We start from the raw sequence: 19149 nt of genomic DNA, 5'->3' as shown, positions 1-19149 counted from the left end.
TGTACTGACACGCATTCGCACCTTTAACCCCGCAGCTTTCAGGCCTTTTCTACGAGCAAAAAAACAAATTGGTAACTTGGTTAATTGACTCAACTCCTATCCTCAGTCAATTGTTCAAACTACGAACCGTTCCTACTCACGTCGTTCGGTATTCATTAGGAACACAAAATCCCCCTCACCTGCAGTTACGCAGCCGAGGGGGATTCTAATGTCGTATCTCAGGATTTTGGTTTCCGCTCCAGCTTCCGCCGGGCCTTGTCCAGCTGCAGCAGCTGGTCGGTTCGCCACGGCACGTTGCGGCGGTTCTCCCGCATGATGAACGGGTCGGTGGACTTGGTGAACTCGTTGTGCGACCGCTTGACCTCGCGCAGGAAGTCGCGCGAAGAGATGCGCAAGGCCCCGCGGGAGAACACGGTCCACTGCTCGGCCTGATCGGAGGTGACCACGGTCAGCTGGACCAGTGGCGTGTTCAGGTCGTTGGCGAGCTTTTCGATGTAGGAGTCGGCGGTCAGGTCCTGCTGGGTGAACACCACCTGCAGGTCCCACTTGTCGTAACGCTCCCCGATCCCCGGCACGAACATCGCGTCGAAGACCACGATCATATTGGCGTTCTCGTGGCTGCGGTACTCGGCCAGCCGATCGAGCAGGCGGTCCCGTGCGGCGTCGAAGTGACCATCGGCCTTGAGCTTGGCCAGCTCCGGCCAGTTGCCGATCACGTTGTAGCCATCCACGATCAAAATGTGCTTGCGCATGTCAGGCCTTCGTGCGAGCGGTGAAGGCCTGGTACATCAAGATGCCGGCCGCCACGCTGGCGTTGAGGCTTTGGACGTGGCCGACCATCGGAATGGTCAAGGTCGCGTCCATCAGCTTGGCAACGCCCGGCGAGATGCCTTTGCCCTCGTTGCCGATCACCAAGGCGACGGCGCCTTGCGCGTCCCACTCGCGGAAGTCCTGGCCGTCCATCGCGGTGCCGAAGACCCACATGCCGCGGTCCTTCAGGGTTTTGATAGTCGCGGCAAGGTTGGTCACCTTGGCCACCGGCACGTGCTCGATGGCCCCGGTCGAGATCTTGGCCACCGTGCTGGTCAGGCCGACCGCGCGGTGCTTGGGAATGATGATGCCGTCGACGCCGACCGCGTCGGCGGTTCGCATGATGGAGCCCAGGTTGTGCGGGTCCTCCAGGTTGTCGAGCACCAGGAAAAACGGCGCGTGACCGGCGTTTTGTGCGTGTTCGAACAGCTCGTCCAAGGTCGCGTAGGCGTATGGCGTCATCGCGACCAGGACGCCTTGGTGATTGCCGCCGTCGGACAGCAGGTCGAGCTTGGCCTTGGGGACGCTTGACACCAGGATCTTGGCCTTGGTCGCCTTTTGGACGATGGTGCGAATCTGGTCGGCGTTCAGGCCGCTTTGGACGAACAGCTTGTTGATGGTCTTGCTGCTGCCGACCTTCAGCGCCTCTTCGACCGCGTGGCGGCCGAAGACGAACTCGTCTTCGTGCTCGGCGTCGCTCGGCCGGTCGCGGTACTTCTCCGGCACCACGTTGGCCCGGGGCTTGCGGTCACCGCGGTTGCTTGGCCGCTCGCCGCCGCGGTTGGCCGAACGCTGGTTGCCGCGGTTGCTGCCAGGCCGGCGGCTGCCTGGTCGGTTGTCACCGCCGCGACCGCCTTTGGGGCCGCCGGTGGTTGCCCCGCGGCCGGGTTGGCCCTGTGATTCTGAATGCGCGTTAGGCTTTGCCATGACCGGTTCCTCCGTTCTCCACGTAATCGATGCACCACTGCGCCAGCTGATCGAGCCGCGCCAGCTGACCATCAAGCTTCAGGTAGCCGAACAGCGCCTCAAAGCCCGTCGAGGTGCGGTAGGTCACCACGTCCGTGTTCTTGGCGTGGGTGTAAGACTTGGCGTTGCGGCCGCGCTTGAACATCTCCCACTCGTCCTCGGTCAACAGCGACGCGTCTTCCATGCCGGCGATCAGGGCCGCCTGGGCCTTGGCCGACACGAAGGACTTCGCCGTTTTTTGCAGCATGTTCGGCCGCACGATGCCGCGGTTGAGCAGGTGCTCGCGAACGTACACCTCGTACACCGCGTCGCCGAGGTAGGCCAGGGTGACCCCGTTCAGTTGTTTTGCTTCAGTCAAATTTTTCTCCATCTTGTGCCTTGCGGGGTGTCTTCCAAGACGACTCCGGCTTCCGTCAGTTGGTCGCGAATCGCGTCGCTGGTGGCAAAATCCTTCGCCGCTCGGGCCGCATTGCGCTTGGCAATCAGCGCCTCGACGTCTTCGTCCAGCAGCTGTGCCTTGAACTCAACGCCAAAAATCGCCAGCCACGCCGCTTGGGTGCCGAGCAGCAGGCTCAGGCTTGCGGCCTGGACGTGCGACGCCGCGGCGTAGCTGTTCATCAGCTTGGTCAGCTCGTACAAGGCGGCCAGGCCGTTTTGCACGTTGAAGTCGTCGTCCATCGCCTGCGTGAAGGCCTCACGCAGCGTGGCGACCTGCGCCGTGATGGCCGCGTCCTCACCGGCCGCCGCACCGGCCTGGCGGTAGGCCACGGCGTCGTGGGCGTTGCGCAGCTTCTCCAGGTTCCGCGCGGCCTCGGCCAGGCCGGCCTGCGAGTAGCGAATCGGCTTGCGGTACTGGGTGGTCGCCATCAAGAAGCGCAGCACCTGCGGGTCGACGGTCTTGACGATGTCATGCACCGTCACGAAGTTACCCAGCGACTTGCTCATCTTCGCGTCGTCGTCGCCGACGGTCACGAAGCCGTTGTGCATCCAGTAGCGAACGAAGGGCTTGCCCGTCGCCGCCTCGCTTTGGGCAATCTCGTTTTCGTGGTGCGGGAACTCGAGGTCCTGGCCGCCGCCGTGGATGTCGATGGTCTCGCCCAGCATCGTGGTCGACATCACCGAGCATTCGATGTGCCAGCCCGGGCGGCCGGCGCCCCAAGGCGAGTCCCAGCTGATCTCGCCCGGCTTGGCGCCTTTCCACAGGGCAAAATCGATCGGGTCCTCCTTCCGCGCCGTCTCGGCGTCGGCCGTGTGCTGGCTGGCGCCTTGCTCGAGCTCGTCGAGGTTCTTGTGGGCCAGCTCGCCGTAATGCGCGAACTTCCGGGCCCGATAGTAGACGTCGCCGTCGACCGCGTAGGCGTAGCCCTTGTCAATCAGCTTCTGGACGAAGGCGATGATCTCCGGAATCATCTCGCTGGCCCGAGGATGCGCCGTGGCCGGCTCGATGTTGACGGCGGCGGTGTCTTGCATGAATGCGTCGATGTAGCGCTGCGCCAAGGCCAGCGGCGCGACGCCTTCTTCATTGGCGCGGTTGATGATTTTGTCGTCCACATCCGTGAAGTTGGACACGTAATCGACCTGGTAGCCCGAGTACTCGAGGTAGCGGCGGATGGTGTCAAAGGCGATGGCGCTTCTGGCGTTGCCGATGTGGATGTAGTTGTACACGGTCGGACCGCAGACGTACATGGTGACCTTGCCCGGCGTCAGCGGGTGGAACACCTCTTTCTTGCGCGTGAGGGTGTTATAGATTTCAAGCATAAGCGTTATCCTTTCGCAAGTGTCTCCCTATCAGTGTACTCGAAAAGCAGGCCGGGCGAAAGCCGGCGGCCGCAATGTTTCTCGCGGTGCCAGGGCCAGTGTCGGGACCGATTGCCAGGGACCGACCGTCACGCACGGGCCGCCGTTCACCCCACGCTGGCCGTGTTGTTACTCCTGCGCGTCGCCCTGGTCTGCCGCCAGCGCGGCCAAGAAAGTCTCGCCGTACTTGTCGAACTTAGCCTGGCCGATGCCCTTGACCGCCAGCATCTCGACTTCGCTTTGCGGCTTGGCCGCACAAAGGTCGCGCAGGGTCTGGTCGGAGAAGATGACGTAAGGCGGCACCCCGCCTTTTTCCGCCAGCTCGCGGCGCAGGTCGCGCAGCTTCTGGAACAGCGCGTCGTCGACCGGCTGGGTGCGGGTCGCGCGAACCGCCTGCTTGCGCGACACGGTCTGCTGACCGCGCAGCACCGCGGCACCGGCCGGGGTCACGTGCAGCGTCGGGTACTGGCCGCCAATCGGGGTCAGGTAGCCGCCGGCGGTCAGAAAATCGATGAAGCCGCCGATGTCTTTTTTGCGGAGGCTACTCATCAGGCCGTAAGTCGAGAGCTGATCGAAGTGCAGGTCCAAGACGCGCTGGGTCTTGGCGCCGGCCAGCACGTCGGCGATCAGCGCCTTGCCGAAGCGTTCGTGCATCCGGTAGACGCAAGACAGCACCTTTTGGGCGTCGACGGTGACATCGAAGCTCTCGCGGTCGTCCAGGCAGTTGGAGCAGCGGCCACAAGGTTCCGAGGCCTGCCCGAAGTAGCGCAGGATGAACTGCTGGAGGCAATCGCCGGTGTTGGCATACTGGTTCATCACCTGCAGCTTCTGGTACTCGCTGGCGCGGTAGGCCTCGTCGCCGTCGCTTTGGTCGATGAAAAAGCGCCGAATCTGCAGGTCGGCCGGGGAAAACAGCAGGATGGCCTCGGAGTCCAGGCCGTCACGGCCGGCGCGACCGGCCTCTTGGTAGTAGGACTCGAGGTCGCCCGGCACCTGGGCATGGATGACGAACCGCACGTTGCTCTTGTCGATGCCCATGCCAAAGGCGTTGGTCGCGACCATCACCGGCTTGCGGTCGTAGAGAAAATCCTCCTGGGCCGCCGACCGCTCGGCTTCCGGCATGCCGGCGTGGTACTTGGCGACTTGGATGCCGTTTTTGGCCAGCAAGGCATACAGCCGCTCGACCTCCTTGCGGGTGGCGCAGTAGACGATGCCGGCGGAATCCGGGTTCAGCCGCAGGTAATCCAGCAGGTAGGCGTCTTTGGCCTGGTCCTTGATCACCTTGAAGCTCAGGTTGGGCCGGGCGAAGCCGGTGTTGATGCGCCCGGCCTCGGGAATCGCCAGCCGCGAGCTGATGTCCGTTGCGACGCGGGTGGTAGCCGTGGCGGTCAGCGCGATCACGGTCGGGTGAGACGGAAGGCTGGCGGCGACGTCGGCGATGGCCAGGTAGCTGGGGCGAAAATCGTGCCCCCACTGCGAGATGCAATGCGCCTCGTCGACGGCCAGCAGGTCGATTCTCAGCTGCCCGAGCTCGGCCTGAAAATCGGCCATCTCCAGCCGCTCCGGGGCGACGTACAGCAGCTTGACCTGTCCTTGGGCCGCCATGTCCAGCCGGTGGTCGGCCTCACCCCTGGCGATCGTGCTGTTGATGAAGGTGGCGGGGATGCCATTCTCGTTCAAGGCGTCGACTTGGTCCTTCATCAGGGCAATCAGCGGCGACACCACCACCGTCAGCCCGTCCAGCATCAGCGCCGGAATCTGGTAGCACAGCGACTTCCCGCCGCCGGTCGGCATAATCACCAGCGTGTTGTCCCCGGCCAGCACCCGGCTGATCGCCTGGCCTTGACCGGGCCGGAATTCGTCGTAGCCGAATTTTTCCTTCAATAAAGCATGCTGCGTGTCCATCTCGCGTCTCCCCCGTTTCGTATCCATCCATTCTACGCGTTCGCCCGGTTGAAGTAAATTACGCCAAAAAGGCCGCCTCCCCGCAACCGGAGGCGACCAAGGCGGTTTCAAGCCGCCCGTTGCCAAGATTAGCCGGCCCCAACCCCGGTACGACGGCGTTTGGGCCGCGCCGGGTGACAAACTGGCGGCTGCCTTGCTACACTTAGGCTGTCGCTACGCCCGACCGCGTGATACCGCGCCGGAAAGGGGGTAACATTGTGACAACGTTTGATGCTGCGGTAACCGCGCCGCTCATCGTGGGGGTACTCCTTACCTTATTCGAGTACTGGCTGAACCACCGCGATTAGCGTAGTAGCGACACGCGTTCAGCCAACCGGCGTCACACCGGCCACTGCAGGTCGCGCTGCAGTGGCTCCTTTTTTGTGCAATCAAAAACCGCTACCTGTCGCGAGGCAGCGGCTTCGGCAACATTGTGCCAACGTTTGATTCGTCTCGAGTATACCATGGCCGCCGCTTGGGTGTAAAGTCTGGGCAACCCCAATCCGGAACGGCCCGGCTTCAAGGCCGCCACAGCAGGCCCTGGGTCCCCCGAATCGGTTCACAGCCGGTGCCGACACCGGGTCACCCAACTTGCGGCCACCGGTGCCGACACCGCAAGGCCGCCGCACCCGAAAAACTGCGGCGGCCGCGCCGAAGCCACCGGACTCAATGAACCCGGTGGCCTTGGCCTTTTCAGTTACGTTCCTGGCTTCGTCTTGCCGAGTGGTTCACCACCGGTCTCGCCGGGGCCGCAGCTACCTCGCGTTGCGAGTAGGTCCCAGCTTGGTGCGAACGGTGGGTTGGTGAAATCCTATGCCCTGGTATCTCCTCCTAAGTTGAAGGGGTTGCACTAAAACTCTTGAGTTTGAAAGCCGTGTGGCACGACACTGCGGCTTGGCATGGGTTGGGTACTAGATGCGCTTGCGCTCCGGATCGTTCCCCTATGCGGCAGAGAGGCAGGCGCTGCGGCCACAGCGCCATCCCCGCACTTGAACAATCATTCGTACGTAGCTTAACACCGGACCAATTAGGCGTCAAGCAATTGAGCTCACACGCATCGCGCGACCGGTTGGCGCCTAAAAATCACTGTGCGAATCCCACAACCACGCGGCTTTTCCAACCTAACCCGCCCAAAAATTACGGTCACGCTCACCCCTGCTAAAAAAAGACTGTCGCGATGCCCGTCACCACGGTCCCAGAGGTGACTGGTCGGCCTTGGCGCCCCGCACCAGTCGCCTGGCGCCAACTCAAAAACCGCCGCCTTCCTGAGCGGAAGACGGCGGCAGCGGGGCTACTTGGTCATTTCGGCAATCGTCTTGTCGATGTTGGCCAGCACCTTGTCGCGACCCATCAGCTCGATGGTCTCGGCCAGTTGCGGCCCGTGCATGTGGCGGGTGGTGGCGATACGGATCGGCATGTAGAGCTTGCGGCCCTTCACGCCGCTTGAAAGCCGTACCGAATTGACCAGCTCGTTGACGAAGTAGGCCGCGAAGGTGTCCAGGTGGTGCAGCTTCTCAGCCACGGCCTTGATCACCGGCAGCGCGTTGTCGTCTGCGAGCTCCTTGAGCTCGTCTTCGGTCAGGCTGTCACGGTCGTCGAAGAAGATGCTCGACATATCCGTGATCTGGGCGGTGTAGCTCATCTGCGGGATGTAGAGGCTGATCATCTGGCGGGTCCACTCGATGGTCTTGGGGTCCGGATCCTTGGCGATGCGGCCGGCCTCGATCAGGTTGGACAGGGCCAAGGCGGCGAGCTCGGACGGGTCGGTCTTCTTGACGTACTGGTTGTTGACCCATTCCAGCTTCTTTTGGTCGAACCGCGCCGGGGACTTGCTCAAGCGGTGTTCGTCGAAGAGCTTGATGAATTCCTTCTTGGTGAAAATCTCGTCTTCACCCTTCGGCGACCAGCCGAGCAGCGTGATGAAGTTGAACATCGCGGTCGGCAGGTAGCCGAGCTCGCGGTACTGCTCGATGAACTGCAGCACGTTCTCGTCACGCTTGGACAGCTTTTTGCCCGTGGCGCCGTTGATGATCAGCGTCATGTGGCCGAAGACCGGGGCCTCCCAACCAAAAGCGTCATAAACCGCCATCTGCTTAGGGGTGTTGGCGATGTGGTCGTCGCCGCGCAGCACGTGCGTGATCTCCATCAGGTGGTCGTCGATGACCACGGCGAAGTTGTAGGTCGGCATGCCGTCGCGCTTCAGGATTACGAAGTCGCCGCCGATGGTGTTGCCGTCGATGGAGATGTCGCCCTTGACGATGTCTTGCCACTCGTAGGTCTTGTCGGCCGGAATGTGGAAGCGAATGACCGGGGTCAGGCCCTTGGCCTTGGCCGCGTCGATTTTGGCCTGCTTTTCTGCCTCGCTCAGCCCTTCGTACTCGTAGACGTAGTGCGGCATCTCGTGGTTAGCCTGCTGAGCTTCACGGTCGGCCTGCAGCTCCTCTTCGGTCTTGTAAGACTCGTAAGCCTTGCCTTCCGCCAGCAGCTGGTTGACGTACTTGAGGTAGATGTCCTTGCGCTCGGATTGGCGGTAAGGGCCGAAGTCGCCGCCCTTGTCGGGACCTTCATCCCAATCGATGCCAAGCCAGTGCAGGTTTTCGATCTGACTCTTTTCACCATCCGCGATGTTGCGCTTGGTGTCGGTGTCTTCGATGCGCAGCACCATGGTCCCGTTGTTGTGACGCGCGAACAGGTAGTTGAACAGCGCAGTACGCGCGTTGCCGATGTGTAAGTGCCCGGTTGGACTTGGTGCATACCGCACCCGAATTGGTCGATCTGTCAATGCATGACGCCTCCATTTGTTTTAACAATGCATTGCTAGTGTACCACAATCCCTCATAGATGGGGGCGAAAATGCCAGAGTTGCGGCCCCGAGGGCAGGCTTTGCTCACCCCTCGCCGGTGGTCGCTCGCCGCGCGGCCAGCCGCCGCACGAACGGCGCGTAGACGGCGGCGCCCAGCGCAAGCTCGAGCAGCTGCAAGGCGGCGCCGCGCCAGGAGCCCGTCGCCAGCCACCCGGACACCAAGGGCGGCGTGGTCCAAGGCAGCATCACCCCGTTGGGCCGCGGCACCCAGCCGAGGTGAAAGGCGGCGCCGGACACCGCGACGTTGAGCAGCGGCACCAGCACGAATGGCACGGCCAGCAAGGGCTCCAGCACGATCGGCAGCCCGAACAGCAGCGGCTCATTGATGCCAAACAGCCCCGGGGCCAGCGCCAGCCGGCCGGTGCGGCGCAGCTCGGCGTTGCCAACCACCAAGAGCACCAGCGCCAACGACAGCGTGGAGCCCCCGCCGCCGTACGTGGTGAAGAAGTCGATGAACGACTGGGTGTAGATGTGCGGCAGCGGCAGCCCGGCGGCGAAGGCCTGCAGGTTGTCCAAGCTCAGCCCCAGCCCAAGCGGCGACCACACGGCGTTGACTACCGCCGGCCCGTTGATGCCCAGGCTCCACAGCAGGCTGGACAACCCGGTGTACAGCAGTTGCGCCGGCATGGTGTCGGCCAGGGCCAACAGCGGTCCTTGCACCCAGGTGTAAGCCAGCCGGGCCAGCGGCGGCCACCAGGCGTCGGCGGCCAGCCGCAGCCCGGCACAGAGCGCGACCAGCACCACCCCGGGCACCAGCTCACTCAAAGACTGCGCGACGGCCGGCGGCACCGCGTCCGGCAGCCGGCGCGGCCACGGGTGCCGGCTCAGCCAGGCCAGCGACTCGGCCGCCGCCAGTCCGACCAGAATGCCCAAGAACAGGCCGCTGGTCCCCAGCCCCTGGGCCTGAGCGGTAGCGTCCCAGGCGGTCGGCTTCGCCGGCAGCGTCAGAATCGTCAGCGCCAGGCCCCCGGCCACCGCGCCGACCGCCGGCCGCAATCCGCGGTTTCGCGCGTGGCTGGCCCCGACCGCCACGGCCAGCGCCAGGCCCATCAGGGTGCTGGCGCCGTGCATCGCCACGTTGGCCCACTCGTGCCAGGCGGGACCCGGCAGCTGCTGCCAAAAGGCGTCCCATCCCGGCAGCGGCAGGTCGACCACCAGCAGCACCAAGGACAGGGTCGCAACCCACGGCACCACCGCCGCCAGGCCGTCTCGCAACGAGCGCAGCACCAGCCAGTCGGCGACGCCGCCCAGCGGCGCCAGCCGCTTCTCAAGTTTCTCCATCATCTGCGTTCTCCAAAGTCTTGTCGTGGGGGACCGCCGGCGCATCACGACTGGATACCCAACTGCGGGGGGCGTGTCGTCCGCTGCCGCGGTGCGGTCAACACCGGTCGCGGTTCTTCGCGGCGTCAGGCCCTCGGCGTCAGTTCTGCGCTTGGTCGGTCAAGCCCGGCACCGGCGCCTTGATCCGCTTTTCGTAGGCGTCCAGCCAGGCCTGCGTAATCGGCTCGATGATTGTGGTCTGGTCGGGGCCGGGGTTGGCCAGCAGGATCCGGGCCGGGTCGCCCTGGGTCGCCACGCTGAAGGTGAACTCGACGTTGGTCGCCACGCCCCACGCGCCTTGGTTGTTCATCGCGATCAGCGAGAACTCACCGGCCTTGCCGTAGCGACGGCGAAGCTTTGCGATGAACGGGTACACCGCCGCATCGCAGGCCTGCTGCGGGGTCTGCCCCTCACCCATGCGCCGGACGATTTCGTAGGCCAGACAGCCCTTCATAATGTCCTCGCCCAGGCCGGTGGCCGCCGCGCCGCCGATGGTCGAGTCGACGTAGTAGCCGGAGCCGGACAGCGGCGAGTCCCCCACCCGGCCGGCCTTTTTCATGAACAGGCCCGAAGTCGAGGTGGCCGCGGCCATCGAGCCCTGCTTGTTCAGCGTGATGGCGCCGACCGTGTCGTGGCCGTCGTAGGGGTTGAGGTCCTGGTCGCGCATCTCGGCCAGCCGATTGAGCCAGACCTGCTTGGCGCGAGGCGTCAGCATGTTGGTCATCTCAAAACCCTGCAGCTGGGCGAACTTGGTCGCCCCGGCACCGACGCGAAAGCTGTTGTAATGCTCGGCGCTCAACGCCCGGGCGACGGACACGGCATGCATCACGTTGTGGATGCCGGCCACGGCGCCTTGCGCCAGCGTGTCGCCGTCCATGAAGGCCGCGTCCATTTCGACGACGCCTTCCTCGTTGGGCAAGCCGCCAAAGCCCACGCTTTTGTAGTAAGGGTAAGCCTCCACCAGGTTGATCAAGGCCTCCACCGCGTCGCCGGCGCTTGCGTCTTGCGCCAGCAGCTCGCTGGCCTTGACCACGCCTTCATGTGCCATCCGCCACGTTGCAATCGTTCCCCAAGTCATGTGCGTCATCCTTTCTGTTTACCAGTTACACCTATTATGCACCGCCGCCGCTCGCCCCGCCAAGTTTGCGGTCGCTGACCGGACCACCGCGGCGGCACCGGGCCACCAGTGCGAAGCCGGCCACCGGTGCAAGGCCGCCAATCCGCGCAAGCCAACCGCCGCCAGCCGGTCAGCCGCTGACCGCGGCGATGGCCCGAGCGTAAATGCGAACGCAGGCGATCAAGTCGGCCTTGGCCAGCCACTCGTCTTCCTTGTGGGCGATGCCTTTTTGCCCCGGAAAGGACGGGCCGAACGCGACGATGTTGGGCACCGCCCGGGCGTAGGTCGCGCCGGTGGTGGTGACCGGCGCCGCGGCTTCGCCGGTCACCGCCTGGTAGGCCGCAGACAGCGCCTGGATGCGCGGATCCAGCGGGTCGTGGCGGGTGCCAGGCAGCGACCGAGTCACGGTCACGCGACTGCCGAGCGGCACCGCCGCGGCCAGCCCGGCGGTGACCTGCGACTCGGTGACGCTGACCGGGTACCGCACCGCCAGCTCAAGCGCCAGCCCCGTCGCCGTGCGGGTCAGCTTGTACGGTGTTTGAATCAGGCTGCCGCTGGCCGCGTCGTGAAAAACGATGCCGAGCCCCTCACCGTGGTGCTGGCCGTGCAGGCCGCCCAGCCAGCCGAAGTAGGCGGAAAGCTCTCCGGTGGCCACCGGGGCGACCGCCTGAGCCAGCTTGGTCAGCGCGTTGTCGCCCAGCTCCGGGGCGTTGCTCGGCGACCGGTGGCCGTGAGCCTCAAGAAGTCGCCCGGCCAGGGTCGCACGCATCACCGCCGGCACGTGACCGCGGTCGGTGTCGCCGCTCACGGCGGTCAGCGCGGCCAGGCTGCCGTCAACGATTGGCGTGTCGATGCGGTAGTTGACGATGCCGCGTTCGCCGTACACCACCGGGAACTTGCAGTCCGGCGTCCAGCCGAACGCCGGGGCCCCGGCCGCCGCCAGGTACCGCGGCATGTCGCGGCTGCCGCTTTCCTCGTCCGATCCCAGCACCAGCCGCACCCGCCGCCGCGGCGTGAAGCCGGCGTCCTTGAGCAGCCGCATCGCAAAGAGGCAGGCCCAGGCCGGCCCCTTGTTGTCCAAAACCCCGCGGCCGTAGTAGCGCCCGGCGCGTTCGGTCAGCGCAAACGGGTCACTGTGCCAGTCCGCCCCCGCCGCCACCACGTCCAGGTGGCCGAAAATACCGATGTCACCTTCGGCCGCCGGGGTCGCGGCGGTAGCCGGCGGTTCGGTTTGGGCCGAGGCCCCACCTGGGGTCCCGGCCGGAGTCGCCGGCACGGTCCCCGCCGCCCCTGGGTCACCCGCTGCGGCGGCCGGCGCGTTGGCTGCCGGGATTGCGGCCGCTTCCGGTCCCCAGGTCACCTCGGCGGCGACGTCTGCGACCACCCGCGCCGAGAACCCGGCGGCTGCGGCCAGCTCGCAGGCGACGGCCAGCACCCGCCGCGGCGCCTGGCCGAACGGCGCGTGGGGCGCCGGCTCACCGGCAACGCTGGGTACCGCAACCAGCACCGCGAGGGCCGTCTCGAACTCCGGCAGCCGCCGCGTGACGGCTGCATCCAATGCTGTCCAATCGATCATGTTCGCACCTCCGTTGTCCTGTCCATTCTAGCGGGACCGGCCCCGAATTGGCAAGCGCTCATAAACTTTCACATTCGGCCGTGTTAGCGCTTTCCTCTGTGATATAATGAACGTATCAACGAAAAGAGGGTGGCAGAATGACTGAACGAAAAGTGATCCTGTATTTATCTGAGAGCTTAGACGGTTTCATCGCCGAGGAAGACGGTTCCACCAGCTTCCTGAGCAAGCTGAACTCGAGCGCGGCCGACCAAGCCTACCAAGACTTCTACCAGACAATCGACACCGTTTTGATGGGGCGCAAGACCTACCAACGGGCGCTGCGGCTGGCCGGGGTCTACCCGTACCAAGACAAGGAAAGTTACGTCTTCTCCACCACGCTGCACGACACCGACGACCCGACCTCAGTCGTGGCCGGCAACATTCCGCAGTTCGTGCGGCAGCTCAAGGCCAAGAAGGGCAAGGACATCTGGCTGGTCGGCGGCGCCGACATTTTCACCGACCTGCTGAAGGAAAAGCTGATCGACGAGCTGATCATCACCGTCGCCCCGGTCCTGCTGGGCTCCGGCGTCAGCCTAGTCTCGACGAACCTGGCCGACGTGCCGCTGCGGCTGACCAACGCCGTGCAGCACGACCAGTTCGTCACCCTGACCTACGCGCTGGATTAGCTCGCACCGAGGACCCGGTTTCAAACCGATAACGCAAAATCGCACCGCCACCCTTGTCGGGCGACGGTGCGATTTTTTGTGGCTTAATTGAACAGGCCGGTGACCCAGTCGGCGATTGCCTTGAAGAACGAGACGATGGAGTCCCAGACCTTTTGCAGGAAGTTGCGGTTCTCCTGGGTGTTCAGGCTGGAGAGCTTGGAAAACAGGCTCTTGGCCGAGTCCTGAATGCTGGTCGCGAGCTTTTGGGCCTGGGCCTTGAAGTCGCTGGACTTCAAGGCGCCGGAGCTTTGAATCTTCACCAGCAGGTTGATGATCTGAGTGCGTTGGTTGTTGTTGATGATGTTGGTCAGGTTGTTGACCTTGAGCTGCGAATCGACGATGTTGCCGATCTGATTCTGCGACAAGGTCTGCTCGCCGCTGTTGCTTTGGCTGGCCATGTCCTTTTTCATGCCGGCGACGGCGTTGTTGAGCTGCTTGTCGGTGTAGCCGTCCTTGTCCTTGTTCTCGGCGGTGATGCCCGACAGCGTGTTGACCTCGCTTTGCGCCGCGTCGATCTGGCTGGCGTTGAGGGTCTGGCCGTTCTGGGCGAACGCGGCGTAAACGCCGGCCAAGGCGCCGGAGCCATCGATCTTGACGGCGCTTGTGATGTACAGGTTCGCGTTGGTCACCCCGGCGGTCAGGGCCGCGTTGCGGTACTGGTCGGCGGTGATGGTCGTGATGTTGTTCACGTTGTTGTACGGCACGATTTTGACGTTGATGCCACCGTCGCTGGTTTTTTGCACCAAGGCGCTGGACCAGACGCCGCTGGCGCTGGTGAAGCTTGCGCCGGACGGGTTCAGGTACTTGACCAAGGTGTCGCCGGTCACGGTCAGCTCGCTCACCGTGTCCAGGCCGGCGGCGCCTTTCAAGGTGCTGAGCGTCCCGGTCTTTTGAGCCGTCGTCAGGCTGGTACCAAGCGTCGCCACCGGCTGAAAGCTTTCGGCGGCAGACACCGGCTTGGCGGCCGTAATTGCCGCGGTGGCCAGGGCCGCCACCGCCGTTAGTGTGATGAGCCATTTTTTCATGCTGAACGCTCCAATCTCAGTCTGTTTAGCCCAGTGTAGCAGACCCGCCGCCAATGCGCCGCAATTGGCCCCGGGACTTAACCAAAACTTCTCGATTGCAACGCAAAACAGCGGCCCCAGGTGGGAGTCGCTGCTTTAGTCGGTGCCTGGCCTAGCCCTGCTCATGCGCGTTGAGGTAGGCGTACAAGGCGCCTTCGCGCAGGCCGTTTTGGGAGAAGGTCAGGCGGTCGGAGTCCAGGTAGCGGATCATGGTGATCACCGGAATCAGGCCGCCGACGATGATGTCGGCGCGTTCCTTGGCCAGGCCGGGAATCGCCTTGCGCCCCTCCAGGTCCTTGGTCAGGATGTCTTCAAAAATCGTGTTGGCGGCGCTGGTCGCCATGCGGTAGCCGTGGATGTCCTCGAAGTTGACCGCCTGCTCCTTGCGCCGCTGGATCTTGGCCAGGGTGCGGTTGGAGCCGCCCAAGGCGACCACCGGCAGGTTCAGCGCTTTTCTCAGCCACCAAATCGAGTTGAGGACCCGGTTGAACTCGGAGATCAGGGCGAACAGCTCCGCCGCCGTGATCAGGTTGTGGTTCAGGTACCGCTCCGTCAGGTTGACCGAGCCGACCGGCAGCGAGATGCGGTGCTGCAGCTTGCGGTTTTGCACCAGCACCAGCTCCGTTGAGGCGCCGCCGGTGTCCATGATCAAGGCGTTTTGGATCGGCAGCGTGTTGATCACGCCGAGGTAATCCAGCTCCGCCTCGCGGGTGCCGGGAATCACCGTAATGGTCAGGTTGCAGGCCTGCTGCACCTGGCGCAGGAAGTCCTTTTGGTTGACCGCTTGGCGGGTGGCCGCCGTCGCGAAGGCCTCAAGCGTCAGGTCCGGGTAGGCGCCAGCCGCCGTCACGAAGGCCTTGAGGGCCGCGAGCGTCCGGGCGATGGCCGCCGGCTGCAGGGTCAAGGTGCTACCCATGCCTTCGGACAGCCGCACCATTTCCTTGAGCTTCAGGACCTGCCGCGGCGCCGCGTCTTGGTCCAGGGCCCACACCGACAGCCGCGCCGAGTTGGAACCCAGGTCGATCACACCGTAATGCCTCATTCGTCTTCCTCCTCACTGTCCGGCGCCTGCATCGGCGTGAAGCGCCGCGTGTTTTGGACGTCGCCGACCTTTTCGGCCGCGTCTTCGGCCTTGGCCTCCTTGATGGTCTTGGCCACCGCCTCGGCCATGAAGGTCGCCTGGGCGTTTTGCTTGGTCTGGCCGCGCAAGTCGATGCGTTCCCACGAATCGTCCGGCATCAGCACCCGGGTCTTGACGTTATCGGCCCACAGCGTGTCGAAAATGTCGCAGACGCGCTGGTGGATGTCCGGTTGCAGAATTGGGAACAGCAGCTCGACGCGCCGCGACAGGTTGCGCTTCATCAGGTCGGCCGAGCTCAGGTACAGGTTCTCGGCCCCGCCGGCGTAGAAGTAGTAGATGCGCGAGTGCTCGAGGTAGCGGCCGACGATCGAGTGAACCTCGATGTTCTCGGAAACGCCGGGGATGCCGACCTTGAGATTGGTGATGCCGCGAACGATCAGCTCGACCTTGACCCCGCAGGCCGCCGCGCGGTACAAGGCGGCGATCATGCCGGCGTCCGACAGCGAGTTCATCTTCATGCGAATCAGCGCCGGCCGGCCGGCCTTGGCGTTTTGGCACTCCTCTTCGATGCGCTCGTAGAGAAAGTCGCGGATGCCCAGCGGCGCGATCACCAGTTGGTTGAAGTAGGCGGGTTCGGAGAAGCCCGACAGCATGTTGAAAATGTTCGAGGCGTCGGCGCCCATTTCGGCGTTGGCCGTGAACAGCCCGAGGTCGGTGTAGACGTTGGCGGTCACGTCGTTGTAGTTACCGGTCGCCATGTGCATGTAGCGGCGGATACCGGTTTCCTCGCGCCGCACCACCAGCGCCAGCTTGCTGTGGGTCTTGAGCCCGACCAGCCCGTAGATCACGTGGCAGCCGGCGCGTTCCAGCTCCTGGGCCCAGTGGACGTTGTTCTCCTCGTCGAATCTCGCCTTGAGCTCGACCAAGACGGTGACCTGCTTGCCGTTCTCGGCGGCCTGCTTGAGGTAGCGGATGATCGGCGACTTGGAGGATACGCGGTACAGCGTCATTTTCACCGCCAGCACCTGCGGGTCCGTCGCGGCCTGGTGGATGAATTCGACCACCGGCGTGAAGGCGTCGTAGGGGTGTTGCACCAGGATGTCGCGCTTGGCGATCGCCTCGAAGATGTTGCCTTCGATCAGCTTGCGGTCGACGTACGGCGTGAACGGCGAGAACAGCAGGTCGGGGTGACCCTGCACCTGCTTGACCAGCTTGCTCATCACGTTCAGGTCGATCGGGCCCTTGATCTCGTAGACGTCGGCGGCGGCGCGAACCTCCAGGCCCTTTTCGAGGTGCTTGCGCAAGTACTTGCTCATCCCCGCGTCGATTTCAAGGCGCATCACCTTGCCGCGCTGGCGCTTTTTGAGCTGGGACTGAATCTCCTTCATCAGGTCCGACGCGTCCTCTTCGGCCACGTCCAGGTCCATGTCGCGGGTGACGCGAAAAATCGCGGTTTCCTGCACCGTGGCGCCGACGAACAGCTCGCCGACGTAGGCCTGCACCACGTTTTCAAGCAAAATGAAATCATTTTCGGCATCGGGCAGCCGCAGCACCCGCGGGAAGACATCCGGCACCTGCACGGTCGCAAAGCCCCGCGCCTTGTCGTCGTCGCCGTCCGGCCGCTGCAGGCGAATCGCCAGGTTCAGCGAGTTGTTGGCCAAAAAAGGAAACGGCCGCGTCGGGTCGACGCCCATCGGGGTCAGCACCGGGTACAGCTCCTGGTGGAAGTACTCGGAGACGAACTCGTGCTGCTTGGGCGTGAGGTCTGCGAAGCCTTTGAGGCGAATATCAAGCTCCTCGAGCTTGGGCACCAGCGACCGCGACCAGGTGGTGTACTGCTTTTCCACCATCGCGTGGGCGGCCTTGGCGATGTGTTGCAGCTGCGTCGCCGGGGTCATCCCCGCCGCGTCCGGCGTGTTGTAGGCCACCGCGACCATTTTGCGCAGTGAGGCGACCCGGACGTTGAAGAACTCGTCCAGGTTGCTTTGGGTGATGCCCAAAAACCGCACCCGCTCCAGCAGCGGGTTGTTGTGGTCCCGGGCCTCTTCCAGCACCCGGTCGTTGAAGGCCAGCCAGGACAGCTCCCGGTTGGTGTAGTACTTGGGGTCGGTGTAAGTCGCTTGCTTTGCCATTAGACGCGCGTCCTTCCTTTCAGTTCGATCGGCAGCCCGAACACCGCGGCGAAGAACTGGCCCTTGCGCCGCAGCGTCCACTTCTCAAGCGCCACGTCGTCGTTGGCCGTGGCCGACAAAAGCACCCGCGTCGGCTGCACCGACACGCGGATCTTTTGGATTTTCTGCTGGCGGGAGGCGTCCAGCGAATCGGCCACCCGCAGCAGCGCCGAGAGCTTGGCGATCACCAGCCGCCGCCTGGAGTTGAGCTCGCGCAGATCCGACAGGTCGGTCTGCGGCGTGTCGCTCGAGTGGTACCGCGCGATGGTCGCGACCATGCGCTGCTCGGCGGCGGTCAGCCCCATCAGCTCGGAGGCCTGAATGATGTAATCGGAGTGTTCGTAGTGCTTGTGGGTGTCGACGTAGCTGCCGATGTCGTTGACCGTCGCCGCAATCTGCAGCAACAGCCGCTCGCGCCGGACCAGCCCGTGGAGGCGGCGCAGCCGATCAAACAGCTGCAAGGCGAAGGTCACCGTCGAGTCGCGGTGCTTGATGTCGACCTGGTAGCGCTCCGACAGGTTTTGGGCCGAGATTAGGATTTCCTTGGTCGGGTCGATGGTCACCGCCGGGCTGTTGGCGGCGACGGCGGTGTTGATCTCAAGCCCGTCGATCAGCTTGAGGTTGGAGATCCAAAGCCGCGACGACTTGAGCACCTGCACCAGGCGGTAAACCAAAAGCACCGTCGGCAGCACCTGCGCCGTTTGCGTCGGCGTCAGGTCGTACTGGTCGCTCAGGTACTGATCGGAGGCGTGGGTGACCTCGTGGTAGATCAAGGCCAACCCCTCCGAATCGGTTTCCACCGTCACGTCGCCGGTGGGAATCAGGGTCTCAAACATCGACAAGGCGCTGCCCATCAGCACCAGGTTCGGGTAGTGAATGTCTTTGGGCAGCAGGCGCATGAAGTCGACCAGCCGCGAATCGATGTAATCGCGCATCACCGCCACGTAATTGGGAACGCTGCGCTGCAGATCGCTCATCACCTCAAACACGCGCAGCGGTCCGATCGACAGGTTGCGCGAGAAGCCGAACTCGCCTTGGGTGAAGGCGGTCAGTTCCACCGAACCGCTGGAGATGTCGATCAACAGCGTCCCGTCTTGGGTCACCGCCTCGAAGTTCGGGAACTTCGCCAGCACCGCCTGGGTGCGGTAAAACGACTCCTGAGACAGTGTCAGGGGCTGCAGCTGCCAGCCGGTGCGGCTGAGAATCTGATCCCGCACGAACTGCGCGTTATGCGCCTCGTAGAAGCTGTGCGAGCCGACCACCGACAGCTTGGTCACGCCGTAATCGGCGAAGACCCGCGCGATGGCGGCCAAGGCGGCCACCAGCGTGTCGACCGTGTCCGGCTCGATCTGGTGCGTGGCGAAGATGTCCTCGCCGATTGCCACCGGGTACTGCCCCCGCTCGATTGTCTCCATGGTGCGAAGGTTCGTGATGCTAAAAAGTGTGCTTTGGGCGCCAATCACCACAAAGCCCTGCTCAGTCGCTGCCATATTGCCCCTCCTATCTAACTAAAGCCATTCTACCACGCATTGCCGCCGTGCGTCGGCCCCAGGTGACGCCCGGCGCTGTTGGGCGACCACCTACGCTGAGCGGCCACTGGCGCTGTTGGGCAACCGGTGACGCTGAGCGGCCACTGACGGTCGCCGGGCCCCACCGAGCGTGGCCCGGTCGCGACCGCGTTCGGCGAGGTCGTTGCAGCGCCTGACCGGCCGGGTGACTTGAGTGGTCGGGGCATC

15 protein-coding genes are annotated in these 19149 nt (G+C 64.1%); 2 read left to right on the top strand and 13 right to left on the bottom strand.

What is annotated here, in order from left to right:
* Positions 1 to 218: 218 nt before the first annotated feature.
* From ACYVRZ_RS06220 to recQ, 5 genes are all read right to left on the bottom strand, one after another.
* The gene (locus ACYVRZ_RS06220) at positions 219 to 752 is read right to left on the bottom strand and encodes an NYN domain-containing protein (protein ID WP_461225698.1); all 534 of its coding nucleotides are present in this window, start codon (positions 750 to 752) and stop codon (positions 219 to 221) included.
* 1 nt (position 753) lies between these two features.
* On the bottom strand, positions 754 to 1536 hold the full coding sequence (rlmB, locus tag ACYVRZ_RS06215; protein ID WP_461225811.1) for a 23S rRNA (guanosine(2251)-2'-O)-methyltransferase RlmB: 783 nt from the start codon (positions 1534 to 1536) through the stop codon (positions 754 to 756).
* Positions 1537 to 1723: 187 nt separating this feature from the next.
* Entirely contained in the window at positions 1724 to 2146 is a 423-nt protein-coding gene (locus ACYVRZ_RS06210; RefSeq protein WP_461225696.1) for a Mini-ribonuclease 3, read from the bottom strand.
* On the bottom strand, positions 2131 to 3534 hold the full coding sequence (gene cysS / locus ACYVRZ_RS06205; protein WP_461225694.1) for a cysteine--tRNA ligase: 1404 nt from the start codon (positions 3532 to 3534) through the stop codon (positions 2131 to 2133). The genes ACYVRZ_RS06210 and cysS overlap by 16 nt, the downstream gene beginning before the upstream one ends.
* A gap of 168 nt (positions 3535 to 3702) precedes the next feature.
* On the bottom strand, positions 3703 to 5478 hold the full coding sequence (gene recQ, locus ACYVRZ_RS06200; RefSeq protein ID WP_461225692.1) for a DNA helicase RecQ: 1776 nt from the start codon (positions 5476 to 5478) through the stop codon (positions 3703 to 3705).
* A 227-nt stretch (positions 5479 to 5705) separates the two neighbouring features.
* Between recQ and ACYVRZ_RS06195 the strand changes: the two genes are divergently transcribed.
* Complete coding sequence (locus ACYVRZ_RS06195; protein ID WP_461225690.1) at positions 5706 to 5825, top strand: type I toxin-antitoxin system Fst family toxin; 120 nt, start codon at positions 5706 to 5708, stop codon at positions 5823 to 5825.
* 983 nt (positions 5826 to 6808) lie between these two features.
* Here the strand turns inward: ACYVRZ_RS06195 and gltX are convergent.
* The 4 genes from gltX to ACYVRZ_RS06175 all read right to left on the bottom strand — a co-directional run bounded on the left by gltX (position 6809) and on the right by ACYVRZ_RS06175 (position 12393).
* Positions 6809 to 8299, bottom strand: coding sequence for a glutamate--tRNA ligase (gltX, locus tag ACYVRZ_RS06190; protein WP_461225688.1), 1491 nt, complete (start codon positions 8297 to 8299; stop codon positions 6809 to 6811).
* A 105-nt stretch (positions 8300 to 8404) separates the two neighbouring features.
* Complete coding sequence (locus ACYVRZ_RS06185; RefSeq protein ID WP_461225686.1) at positions 8405 to 9664, bottom strand: PTS sugar transporter subunit IIC; 1260 nt, start codon at positions 9662 to 9664, stop codon at positions 8405 to 8407.
* 136 nt (positions 9665 to 9800) lie between these two features.
* Positions 9801 to 10787: a N(4)-(beta-N-acetylglucosaminyl)-L-asparaginase gene (locus ACYVRZ_RS06180; RefSeq protein WP_461225684.1), complete on the bottom strand. Its 987-nt coding sequence runs from the start codon at positions 10785 to 10787 to the stop codon at positions 9801 to 9803.
* Positions 10788 to 10947: 160 nt separating this feature from the next.
* Positions 10948 to 12393, bottom strand: a complete 1446-nt coding sequence (locus ACYVRZ_RS06175) for a M20/M25/M40 family metallo-hydrolase (protein WP_461225682.1) — start codon at positions 12391 to 12393, stop codon at positions 10948 to 10950.
* A 137-nt stretch (positions 12394 to 12530) separates the two neighbouring features.
* Between ACYVRZ_RS06175 and ACYVRZ_RS06170 the strand changes: the two genes are divergently transcribed.
* Positions 12531 to 13058, top strand: a complete 528-nt coding sequence (locus tag ACYVRZ_RS06170) for a dihydrofolate reductase family protein (protein ID WP_262315659.1) — start codon at positions 12531 to 12533, stop codon at positions 13056 to 13058.
* Between the two features lie 83 nt (positions 13059 to 13141).
* Here the strand turns inward: ACYVRZ_RS06170 and ACYVRZ_RS06165 are convergent, their stop codons facing one another.
* From ACYVRZ_RS06165 to ACYVRZ_RS06150, 4 genes are all read right to left on the bottom strand, one after another.
* The gene (locus tag ACYVRZ_RS06165) at positions 13142 to 14122 is read right to left on the bottom strand and encodes a DUF1002 domain-containing protein (protein ID WP_461225680.1); all 981 of its coding nucleotides are present in this window, start codon (positions 14120 to 14122) and stop codon (positions 13142 to 13144) included.
* Positions 14123 to 14273: 151 nt separating this feature from the next.
* Positions 14274 to 15203, bottom strand: a complete 930-nt coding sequence (locus tag ACYVRZ_RS06160; RefSeq protein ID WP_461225678.1) for a Ppx/GppA phosphatase family protein — start codon at positions 15201 to 15203, stop codon at positions 14274 to 14276.
* Positions 15200 to 17374 carry an RNA degradosome polyphosphate kinase gene (locus ACYVRZ_RS06155; RefSeq protein WP_461225676.1) on the bottom strand — a complete coding sequence of 725 codons (2175 nt, stop codon included), beginning with the start codon at positions 17372 to 17374 and terminating at the stop codon, positions 15200 to 15202. The genes ACYVRZ_RS06160 and ACYVRZ_RS06155 overlap by 4 nt, the downstream gene beginning before the upstream one ends.
* Positions 17374 to 18903, bottom strand: a complete 1530-nt coding sequence (locus ACYVRZ_RS06150; RefSeq protein ID WP_461225674.1) for a Ppx/GppA phosphatase family protein — start codon at positions 18901 to 18903, stop codon at positions 17374 to 17376. The genes ACYVRZ_RS06155 and ACYVRZ_RS06150 overlap by 1 nt, the downstream gene beginning before the upstream one ends.
* Positions 18904 to 19149 lie beyond the last annotated feature (246 nt).

It is taken from the genome of Lacticaseibacillus suihuaensis (genome assembly GCF_054785075.1).
The sequence above is the reverse complement of the archived record's forward strand: the minus strand, read 5'-3'. Positions and strand labels throughout refer to the sequence as shown.